The sequence below is a fragment of the Sphingopyxis sp. genome, from assembly GCF_035250425.1.
Taxonomy (GTDB): Bacteria; Pseudomonadota; Alphaproteobacteria; order Sphingomonadales; family Sphingomonadaceae; genus Sphingopyxis.
Genome location: NZ_DATFFD010000152.1, coordinates 1 through 10,626, shown reverse-complemented (window position 1 = coordinate 10,626; position 10,626 = coordinate 1). Strand labels below are relative to the sequence as shown.

Genomic DNA, 10,626 nt, shown 5'->3' with positions numbered 1-10,626 from the left:
GACATTGCCGACCCAGGGAGCCGTGCGGCGGCCGGGACGGATCGCGATCCCGCCCTCGTCGGAGCCTTGGCCGGCCGACCAGATCTCGCCAAGAAGCGTCTTGCCGGGAAGCGCCGACGCGAAGTGCCAGCCCCGCGCCGTCCCCGCTACGCGATCGTTCGGACCGAGCGCGCCGGAAGGCGCCTCGGCGAACGCGACCCGGTCGCAGGGCAGGCAGTCGCTCCAGTCCTCGAAGCCGCCGCCCATCGCCTGAGCGAGCGGCGCCGACGGGCCCGAGGCATCGAGATAGAGATCGGCCTCGATCCGGCCCCCGTCGGCGAGCAGCAGCACCGACACGCTGCCGTCCTCACGCCGCTCGATTCCGCCGAATATGCCCGGCAGCCGCGTCACCCGCAGCCGACCGACCAGCGCCGCCAATATCTGGCGGTAGCGCTCGGGCTCGAGGCGCAGTGCATAGTCGAAAGTCGCGAACGGCGTGCCGGGCTTGCCCTGCGGATGCACGAACCTGCCCGCCTCGGCGAGGACGCCCGCGGCGGCATAGAGATGCCAGGCCTCGGCGCGTCCTTCGCGCCGGGCCCGCGCCCAGAGCTGGTGGAACGCGATCGCGCCGCCGGTCGGGCCGTGATCGCCATGGACATGGTACCAGCTCTCGCCGCCCGCGGGCCAATCGTCGAAGCGCAGCCCGAGCCGCGGCACCGCGACGCCCGCGCGGACCAGCGCCTGCTCCTCGATGCCCAGGTTCGCATGGCAGCGGTGGATCGCGGTCGTGCTCCCCGGCAGCCGGTCGGCGAGCGCGGCCGGATCGGGCGGGGTCTCGACGAGCGTGACCGCAAGCTGCGGAAGCGCGCGCGCAAAAGCGAGCGCGGCGGACAGCCCGGTGATCCCGCCGCCGAGGATCGCGACGCTGCGGATCGCGCGGTCGCTCATCGCCGCTCCAACCGCGCAAGGGCCTCGCGATGGCCGGGCAGGCGCCGGACCTCGCTGGCGATCTGGCCGCGCAGCCGATCGAGCGCGGCACTCAGCTCGCGCGGGTCGACGGCGTCGGCGCGCTGGTCGCGGCCCTCGGGAATCACCCCCTGCCCGATCATCACGGCGATCCAGCTCGGCTCGAAGAACAGCCCGTGGCTGTAGCGCTCGATGCGCCCGGCGCGGCGGAACAATGCGATCTTGTCGGCCAGGCTGTCGGGGATCGGCATGTGGCGGACCTGGTCCCAGAACGTCGAATCGTCGCGCGTGCTGGCGTGGTAATGGAGGATGAGGAAGTCGCGGATCCGGTCATATTCATAGTCGATCAGCCGGTTGAACTCGTCGCGATCGGCGTTCTCGATTTCACCGATCGGGAACAGCTCGATCAGCTGAAGGATCGCCGCCTGGACGAGATAGATGCTGGTCGATTCGAGCGGCTCGAGGAAGCCCGAGGCGAGGCCGACCGCGACGACGTTGTGCGACCAGCTGCGCTTGCGGCGCCCAGCCCGGAAACGCAGCATGCGCGGCTCGGCGAGCGACTCGCCCTCCACCGCGGCGAGGATCGCCTCCGCCGCCTCGTCGTCGGACAAGTGTGCGCTCGAATAGACATAGCCGTTGCCGACGCGGTGCTGGAGCGGGATGCGCCAGCGCCAGCCAGCCGGCATCGCGGTCGCGCGCGTGTAGGGTTCGATCGGTCCGCCGGGGGCGGTGCAGGGGAGCGCGGCGGCGCGGTCGCACGGCAACCATTCGGACCAGTCCTCCCACGGCGAGTCCAGGGTCTCGCCAATCAACAGCGCGCGAAAGCCCGAGCAATCGACGAACAGATCGCCCGTGATCGTTTCGCCGCGGTCGGTGTTCAGCGCCGCGACGTCGCCGCTTTCGCCGTCGCGATCGACGCCGACGACCTTGCCTTCGCTGCGCCGCACGCCATGCGCCTCGGCGAAAGCGCGCAGCATCGGCGCCATTCGGGTCGCATCGAACTGATAGGCGTAGCTGTAGCTGCTATCGAGGAAATCGCCGGCGTCGGGGATCGGCGCAAAACGTCCGGCGCGCGCCGCGACGATGGGTAGCGAAAAGTCGCCGATCGGGGGGACGTGCTCCGCGGCCTTCATGCGCAGCCAATAATGATGAAAGCCGACCCCGGCGATATCGGTGCCATAGGCGCCGAACGGATGGATATAACGCTCGCCGATCGCGCCAAAATCGACGAAATCGATCCCCAGTTTGAAGGTCGCACGCGTCCTGCGCATGAATTCCATCTCGTCCAGCCCGAGACGGCGGATGAATTCGCGCAGATGCGGCAGCGTCGCCTCGCCAACCCCGACAATGCCGATTTCTTCGGATTCGACGAGATGGATGTCGGCCTGTCCGGGCAATAGCTTGGCGAGTGCAGCGGCGGTCATCCACCCAGCGGTGCCACCGCCCAGGATAACGACGCGAACGGGCTCGGATGCCGTCAAGGCCGGGCCTCCGCGCGTGCGGCATGGGGGCCGATGACCGCGCCCGTGAACAGTCCGGCGCCGACGGTCGCGAGCACCGAGGCATCGGCATCGGCCGTCAACGTCTGCCAAGTCCCCGCCACCGCCGGGCGCCAACGCACGACGGCCTTGTCGCGGTTCAGGCGGATCTGCAAATCGATCGCCATCGGAGACCGGTCGCCGAACGCGATCTGGTTGACCACCACCCCGTCGGCGGGCTCGGTCGCGGTGCCGCGGCGGCGCAGCACAATCGCGTCGCCGCCCGCCAGCCGCTCGCGGCCGAAGAAGAGAAAATGATTCTCATCGGTGAGGGCGAGCAGCCCGGCGCGGTCGCCGATCGCGGCGGGCGCAAATGCGACGCGGGTTTCGAAGACGGCATCGTGGTGGCGCAGCCGTTTGCCGACAAAGCTCGGCTGGCCGAGCGACCCGGCTGCGACCGGACGCGCGGTCAGTTGCAACGTCCCCTTGCCGTTCGACAGGCTCCACCAGGCGCGATCGTGGGGCGTGCGCAGCATCATCCAGTCGAGCGCCAGGCGGGGGGCATCGAAATCGTCGCGCCACTGGTCGAGCGTGTCGCCTTCGAACGCGGGTAAGGGCGGGCGCTTGCCGGTCGGTGCGATCGCCGTCGCGGACGGCAATATCAGCGGCCAACCGTCCGTCCATTGCACCGGCAATAGAAATGTCTCGCGCCCCAAATTGGTCTGTTGCCCCGCATAGGGCCGCGTTGCGAGAAACACCGCCCACCAGCTGCCGTCGGCGATCTGGACGAAATCGGCGTGGCCCGTCGCCTGCACCGGCCATGGACGACCGTCGGGCAGGTCGCGCTGGGTCAGGATCGGGTTGTTCGGGCCTGAACGATAGGGACCGGTGACCCGGTCGGCACGGTAGATGGTCTGGCTATGCTGGTCGGCGGTGCCGCCTTCGGCCGCGGTCAGATAATAATATTGCCCTACCTTGTAGATATGCGGTCCTTCGGCCCAGACCGGCTTGCCGGCGGCGCGCACGCCCTTGTCGACGAGCAGGGTGCGCGTCGGCGCCATCTTCATCGCTGCAAGATCGATTTGCTGGAGCCACAGCGCGCGGTGGCCGTCATATTCGGGCGGTCGGGGCGGTGCATCATTATAGGCAATCCACGCGCGGCCATCGTCATCGACGAACAACGACGGATCGATGCCGCCGAAATCCAGCCAGTGCGGGTCGGACCATGGCCCCGCCGCATTGTCGGCGGTGATAATGAAATTGCCGCCGCATTCGATACAGGTGTTGACGATATAGAAGCGTCCGCCGTGATGGCTGAGTGCCGGCGCGAACAGCCCGCGCGTGACGCCGATCTTGCCGATCGTCAGCTGGTTCGGGCGGTCGATCGCGTTGCCGATCTGGCGCCAGTGGACGAGGTCGCGGCTGTGATAGACCGGTAGGCCGGGAAACCAGCTGAAGGTCGAATTGACGAGATAATAGTCATCCCCGACGCGGACGATCGACGGGTCGGGCTGGAAGCCGGGCAGCACCGGATTGGCGAATTCGGCGGGTCCGGCGGCCAGTGATTCGGCGTCGGGCGTGCCCGAATAGGCGACATGGTCGAAGGTTGCGACGGGCGGCGCGGCGGATTGCGCTGCGGCTGGTGATGCCGCCAGACTCCATCCCGCCCAGACAATATAGTGCCAACCCCGCAACTCGTATCTCCCGCCCATTCGTCCGGCCGGGAGCTTGTCCCGTCCGGCGAATGATTTTCTGATCGCCAACCTTGACACGACCCCCTAGAGCGTGATGGTAGCGCTATCACGACAATGGCTATTGGGAGGTTTCAGGTCAATGGGTTTTGCGTTGAACCCCGTTTTGCCGTCAGATTGGCGCTCCGCTCGTCTGCTCGGGCGAGTCGATTTCGGTGCGGGGCCGACTCCCGTTCTGATCGATTGCGGTGCGCTGATTGACCTGACGCCGAGCGCCGCAACGGTTTCGGCGGCCATCGCGCGGAGGCAATGGCTTCCCGAACATGGAAATATGGTTGCCGTGCTCGATGCCGACGACCCGATGCTACCGGATGGCGCGACGTTGCTCAGCCCGATCGACCTGCAATGCATCAAGGCGGCGGGGGTGACCTTCGCGGTCTCGGCGATCGAACGCGTGATCGAGGAACGCGCCCGCGGCGATGCGTCGCAGGCGGCGAGCATCCGCGCCGGGCTGGAGCAGCATGTCGGACAGGGTATCCGCTCGGTCGTCCCAGGTTCGGCCGAGGCGGCGGCACTCAAGGCGGCGCTGATCGCCGAGGGCATGTGGTCGCAATATCTGGAAGTCGCGATCGGCCCCGATGCCGAGGTCTTCACCAAATCGGCAGTGCTGTCGTCCGTCGGCACTGGCGCCCCGATCGGCGTGCGATCCGATTCGAGCTGGAACAATCCCGAACCCGAGATCGCACTGATCATCGACAGCACGGGCGAGGCCGTCGGCGCGACGCTCGGCAACGACGTCAATCTGCGTGATTTCGAAGGCCGCTCGGCGCTGCTGCTCGGCAAGGCGAAGGACAATAATGCATCGGCGGCGCTGGGGCCGTTCATCCGCCTGTTCGACGACAGTTTTACCATCGACGATGTACGGAATGCGGAGGTCGACCTGCGCATCGAGGGGACCGACGGCTATGCGCTGACGGGCAAGAACCATATGGGGCAGATCAGCCGCGACCCGCTCGATCTCGCGGCGCAGGCGCGCAGCGAGCATCATTACCCCGACGGTTACGCGCTCTATCTCGGCACGCTGTTCGCGCCGACGCAAGACCGCGACGTGCCGGGCGGCGGGTTCACCCACAAGGTGGGCGATCGGGTGACGATCTCCGCCGCGCGGCTGGGAACGCTCGAGAATGTCGTCACCACATCGCGCGATGCACCGCCCTGGACGATGGGCATCGCCGAACTTTTCCGCAATCTTGCGAGCCGTGGGCTCATCGATCGCATCTGAAGGATTCATCCAAACAATGACTTTGAAACTCGGGCATTTGATCAACGGCGAGCGCGTCGGCGCCGATAGCGCAGCGCTGGAAAGCCTGAACCCGTCGAACACCGACGAGGTGGTGGCGCTGTTCCCGGCCGGCGATGCGGGTGCGGTCGACGCTGCGGTTGCTGCCGCGCGGGCAGCGCAGCCGGGCTGGGCCAATGCCTCGCCCGAAGTGCGCGCCGACCTGCTCGACAAGGTCGCGGCGACGATCATGGCGCGCGCGGCCGAGCTTGGCGAATTGCTCGCGCGCGAAGAGGGCAAGACCCGCGCCGAGGGCGTGGGCGAGGTGATGCGCGCGGCACGCATCTTCCGCTATTTCGGCGGCGAGGCGCTGCGCCGCCACGGCCAGACGCTCGAATCGACGCGTCCCGGCCTCGACGTCGCGACCTATCGCGAGGCGGTCGGCGTTTACGGGCTGATCACCCCGTGGAATTTTCCGATCGCCATTCCCGCATGGAAATCGGCGCCCGCGCTCGCGTTCGGCAACACCGTCGTGATCAAGCCCGCCAACGTCACCCCCGCGATCGCCAGCGCCCTTGCCGACATCATCATGGAATGCGGTGCGCCGCCGGGGGTTTTCAACATGGTGCTCGGGCAAGGCCAGGTCGGCGCCGCGATCGCCGGCCATCCCGGCGTCGACGCGATCTCCTTTACCGGCTCGCAGGGCGTCGGCGCCAAGGTCGGCATGGCGGCGATGATGCGGCAGGCGCGGGTGCAGCTGGAGATGGGCGGCAAGAACCCGCTTGTCGTCCTTGCCGACGCCGATCTCGACAAGGCGGTGGCGATCGCGCTCGATGGCGGCTTTTTCCAGACCGGCCAGCGCTGCACCGCCTCGTCGCGCGTGATCGTCGAGGACGCCATCCACGACCATTTTGTCGCCGCACTGGCCGAAAAGGCCAAGGGGCTGCGCGTCGGAGCGGCGCTCGATCCCGAAACGCAGGTCGGTCCCGCAGCGAGCGAGGCGCAGTTCGAGCAGAATCTACGCTACGCGAAGATCGCGGTCGACGAGGGCGGGCGCTGCGTCACCGGGGGCGATGCAGCGAAGACGGATACGCCCGGCTATTATATGGCGCCGACGCTGATCGCCGACACCAATCCCGCCATGCGGATTAACAATGAGGAAGTGTTCGGCCCCGTCGTGTCGACGGTGCGGGTGAAGGATTATGATGCGGCGCTCGAACTGGCCAATGCCGGCGAATTCGGTTTGTCGTCGGGGATCGTCACCAACAGCCAGAAACATGCGCGCCATTTCCGCAAATATGTCCGCGCCGGCATGGTGATGGTCAATCTGCCGACCGCCGGGGTCGATTATCATGTGCCGTTCGGCGGGACACGAAAATCCAGCTATGGTGCGCGCGAGCAGGGATTTGCGGCGGTCGAGTTCTATACGCAGATCAAAACGGTCTACACGGGGGATTGAGCGTGCTGACTCGAACGACACAAGATCAAAAAGCTACGGCGAAATATCCCAGCCTTGTCGGCAAGCGCGTGCTGGTAACCGGCGGCGCGAGCGGCATCGGCGAGGCGTTGGTCGGCGGCTTTGCCGCGCAAGGCGCGCAAGTGGCCTTCCTCGATAGGCAGGGCGATGCAGGCGAAGCGTTGGTGCGGCGCCTGTCGGCCGACGGCGCAATACCACCGCGCTTTGCATTGTGCGATCTCACCGATCTCGACAGTCTTGGCCGCAATATTGCGATGCTCGCCGGCGAACTCGGCAGCTTCGACATTCTGCTCAACAACGCGGCGAACGATGACCGCCATGCGATCGGCGACGTCACACCGGCCTATTGGGACGAGCGGATCGCGGTCAATCTGCGGCATTTGTTTTTCGCCGCTCAGGCGGTCATTCCGGGCATGAAGGCGGCGGGCGGCGGATCGATCGTCAATTTCGGGTCGATCAGCTGGCACCTCGCGCTGCCCGACCTGGTGCTTTACCAGACGGCAAAAGCCGCGATCGAGGGGATGACGCGGTCGATGGCGCGCGAATTGGGCGGCGATAATATCCGCGTTAACACCATCATTCCCGGCAATGTCGAAACCGCGCGCCAGGCCAAATGGTACACGCCTGAAGGCGAGGCCGAGATTATCGCCGCGCAGTGCCTCAAAAGCCGGGTCCAGCCGGTCGATATTGCCGCGATGGCGCTGTTCCTTGCGTCGGACGATGCGCGCATGTGCACTGGCCATGACTATTGGGTCGACGCGGGTTGGCGCTGATGACGATGACGCCCGAACCGGTTGCTTTTCCATCGACGTCGCTTGGCGAGGGGCCGGCTTGGGACGCGGCGCGGCAATGCCTGTGGTTCGTCGACATCAAACAGAGCAAGCTCTTCCGCTTCGATCCAGCATCGCCGGCGCTTGATGAGTGGGATGCGCCGGGCGAGATTGGCTGGGCGTTGCCGGCGAATGACGGGCGGCTGCTCTGTGGCTTGCAGGGCGGGCTCCATTGGTTTGATCCGGCCACCGGAGAATTTGCGGCGTGGCTCGCGATCGAGTCCGATCTGCCGGGCAACCGCCTCAACGACGCGTGCACCGACCGGTCGGGTGCGGTGTGGTTCGGGTCGATGGATAACGCTTGCGCCGCCGAAACCGGCAGCTTCTATCGGCTGGCGGGGGGGCAGATCGAACAAGCGGGGCCAAGCAAGATCGCGATCACCAACGGCCCCGCCATCGCGCCCGATGGCGGGACGATCTATTTCACCGACACGCTCGCTGGGAAAATCTGGGCTGCGACGATCGGGGCGGATGGGCTACCGGGCGCGCTGCGGCCGTTCGTGGCCTTCGGCGGTGATATGGGGCATCCCGACGGATCGATCACCGACGCGGCGGGCAATGTCTGGGTCGGCTGTTACGCGGGCTGGGCGGCGCGCTGTTTCAACGCCGCAGGGGAGGAAATCGCGAAGGTCGATTTCCCGACCGCGAACATCACCAAGCTCGCCTTTGGCGGCCCCGATCTCGCGACGCTTTATGCGACGTCGGCGCATCAGGAAATGTCGGCCGAAGAGCGCGCGGCGCAGCCGCTCGCGGGCGCGCTGTTTGCGTTTCGGCCAGAGGTGGGCGGTCATCCGCTGACAACGGTGCGCGCGCGATGATTGTGCGGAGCGCGTTGACATTGCTGGTGGCGCTTGGGGTGGCCGGGCCTACCCTCGCGCAGGTCGCGCTCGCCCCGACGTTCACCGACCATGCCGTCATCCAGCGCGGCCAGCCGATCCTGGTCAGCGGCACCGCGGCGCCCGTTGAAAAACTGACCGTTCGGCTGGCCGGCAAGAATGCGACGGCAACAGCGGGCGGTGACGGATATTGGCAGGCCAGCTTTGCCGCACTTCCCGCTGGCGGTCCTTATGAGCTGACGGTCTTCGGCGCCGACGGCCGTGTGGTTGCGGCGGCGAAGGATGTGGTGATCGGCGATGTCTGGCTCTGTTCGGGCCAGTCGAACATGGAATTGCCCGTGCGCCGCGCGCTCGATTTCGACAATCAGGCGGCGGCTTTTGCCGACCCCGGCCTGCGGCTGTTTACCGTCGACAAGGCGACCGCGACGACGCCGCAAAGAAATTTTTCCGGCCAACCGTCCTGGTTGCCCGCATCGGCCGGCAGCGTCCCCGATTTTTCCGCGGCTTGCTATTATATGGCGCGCGACCTGCGCGCGGCGCGCGGGGTCGCGATCGGTGCGATCGACGCGACATGGGGCGGCACGCAGATCCGCGCCTGGCTCACCCCCGCCGCGACACGGACGATCTACGGCCAGGGCGAGGCCGATCTGCTGGCGCTCTTCACGCGCGATCCACTCGCCGCGAACGAGGCATTTTTCCCTCGCTGGGCCGACTGGTGGCGAAAATTGAGCGGCGATGCGCCGGGCGATGAACCGTGGAACAAGCCCGGCCGCCTGAAATGGACGCCCTTTCCCTCGATATCCTATTGGGACGAATGGAAGGGGACCAATTTCAAGGGGTTCAACGGCTATGTCTGGGCGCGGCGCAGCGTCACGTTGACCGCCGCGCAGGCCGCGCAGGGCGCGACGCTCTCGCTCGGCGTAATCGACGACAGCGATGAGACTTTCGTCAATGGCAAGGTCGTCGCCAACACCTTCAGCTGGTCCGATGCGCGGCGCTATGCCGTTCCCGCCAGTCACTGGCGCGCCGGGGCGAACGAGATCGTCATGCTGGTCGGCGACAGCTGGGGCAATGGCGGCTTCCAGGGGCCGGCCGATGCGCTCAAGCTGAGCTTTGCCGATGGCAGCGAAATCCCGATCGGCGATGGCTGGTCCTACGCCATCGCGACAACGCAGGCCGGTGGCGCGCCGCGCCCGCCGTGGGACCAGATCGCCGGACTGGGGCTCATCCACAATGCGATGGTCGCGCCGCTCGGCCCGATCCGTCTCGACGGTATCGCCTGGTATCAGGGCGAGGCCGATGTCGGGATGCCCGGATATGACGCGCGGCTGGCGGCGCTGATCGAGGGATGGCGGGGCCAGTTCGGCGCCAGGGATCTGCCGCTGCTCGTCGTCGGCCTCGCCAATTTTGGCGATCCGGTGACCAAGCCATCCGAAAGCGGCTGGGCGATGCTCCGCGATGAACAGCGCCGCGCTGCCGATGCCGACCCCGCGATGACGCTCGTCCCTGCGCTCGACCTTGGCGAGCGGCTCGACATCCACCCCGCGAACAAGATCGAACTCGGCCACCGCCTCGCGCGCGCGGCCGAGCGCAAGCCGTCCCCGCATGTAGCGGGCGCGGCGCGGCAAGGCGGCGCGATCGTCGTGCGCTTCGACGGTGTGACCGGTGCCTTGGCGAGCTGGAGCAGCGCGCAGGCGGTCGGATTCGAGCTATGCGGCGACGCGGCGGATAGCTGCCGCTTTGCGTCGGCTATCGCGAAGGGCGCCGCGGTCGAGATCGCCGACGATGGCCAGCCCGCAACGCGCGTCCGTTATGCCTGGGCCGACACCCCGGTCGTCAACCTGTTCGACGGCGCCAATCTGCCGGTCAGCAGCTTCGAGATCCCGATCCGTTAGGGTCTGTTTCAGTGTAACTGAAACAGTTCGGCGCCGGCCCGCTCCCCCTCCCGGCCTCCCTAGGTTACTATCGTTGGGGAGGCCGGGAGGGGGAGCGGGCCGGCGCCGAACTGTTTCAGTGTAACTGAAACAGACCCTAACGGATCGGGATCTCGAAGCTGCTGACCGGCAGATTTGCGCCGTCGAACAGGTTGA

Annotated in this window: 8 protein-coding genes; 5 read left to right on the top strand and 3 right to left on the bottom strand. The window is 66.9% G+C overall.

What is annotated here, in order from left to right:
- The 3 genes from VJ811_RS08645 to VJ811_RS08635 all read right to left on the bottom strand — a co-directional run.
- Nucleotides 1-927, bottom strand: a 927-nt coding sequence (locus VJ811_RS08645; RefSeq protein ID WP_324071865.1) for a tryptophan 7-halogenase, incomplete at its 3' end; no start/stop codon positions are given.
- Nucleotides 924-2,426 (bottom strand): tryptophan halogenase family protein, encoded by a 1,503-nt coding sequence (locus tag VJ811_RS08640; RefSeq protein ID WP_324071864.1) that lies wholly within the window; start codon nt 2,424-2,426, stop codon nt 924-926. The genes VJ811_RS08645 and VJ811_RS08640, both read right to left, overlap by 4 nt.
- Complete coding sequence (locus tag VJ811_RS08635) at nt 2,423-4,117, bottom strand: glycoside hydrolase family 43 protein (RefSeq protein ID WP_324071863.1); 1,695 nt, start codon at nt 4,115-4,117, stop codon at nt 2,423-2,425. Before VJ811_RS08635 ends, VJ811_RS08640 begins: the two co-directional genes overlap by 4 nt.
- 139 nt (nt 4,118-4,256) lie before the next feature.
- Here VJ811_RS08635 and VJ811_RS08630 point away from each other — a divergent pair, with 139 nt between their 5' ends.
- Genes VJ811_RS08630 through VJ811_RS08610 form a run of 5 tightly spaced genes read left to right on the top strand, consistent with a single transcriptional unit; the run spans nt 4,257 to nt 10,431 of the window.
- Nucleotides 4,257-5,396, top strand: a complete 1,140-nt coding sequence (locus tag VJ811_RS08630; protein ID WP_324071862.1) for a fumarylacetoacetate hydrolase family protein — start codon at nt 4,257-4,259, stop codon at nt 5,394-5,396.
- Between the two features lie 16 nt (nt 5,397-5,412).
- The gene (locus VJ811_RS08625) at nt 5,413-6,852 is read left to right on the top strand and encodes an aldehyde dehydrogenase family protein (protein ID WP_324071861.1); all 1,440 of its coding nucleotides are present in this window, start codon (nt 5,413-5,415) and stop codon (nt 6,850-6,852) included.
- Nucleotides 6,853-6,857: 5 nt separating this feature from the next.
- Nucleotides 6,858-7,643: an SDR family NAD(P)-dependent oxidoreductase gene (locus tag VJ811_RS08620; protein WP_414711925.1), complete on the top strand. Its 786-nt coding sequence runs from the start codon at nt 6,858-6,860 to the stop codon at nt 7,641-7,643.
- Nucleotides 7,643-8,518 (top strand): SMP-30/gluconolactonase/LRE family protein, encoded by an 876-nt coding sequence (locus tag VJ811_RS08615; RefSeq protein WP_324071859.1) that lies wholly within the window; start codon nt 7,643-7,645, stop codon nt 8,516-8,518. The genes VJ811_RS08620 and VJ811_RS08615 overlap by 1 nt, the downstream gene beginning before the upstream one ends.
- Before the next feature lie 38 nt (nt 8,519-8,556).
- Complete coding sequence (locus tag VJ811_RS08610; RefSeq protein ID WP_324071858.1) at nt 8,557-10,431, top strand: sialate O-acetylesterase; 1,875 nt, start codon at nt 8,557-8,559, stop codon at nt 10,429-10,431.
- Nucleotides 10,432-10,626: the final 195 nt, after the last annotated feature.

Excerpts from the sequence above, each read along its gene's own strand:
- VJ811_RS08630 (WP_324071862.1), top strand. The coding sequence starts at position 4,257 with ATGGGTTTTGCGTTGAACCCCGTTTTGCCGTCAGATTGGCGCTCCGCT.
- VJ811_RS08625 (WP_324071861.1), top strand. The coding sequence starts at position 5,413 with ATGACTTTGAAACTCGGGCATTTGATCAACGGCGAGCGCGTCGGCGCC.
- VJ811_RS08615 (WP_324071859.1), top strand. The coding sequence starts at position 7,643 with ATGACGATGACGCCCGAACCGGTTGCTTTTCCATCGACGTCGCTTGGC.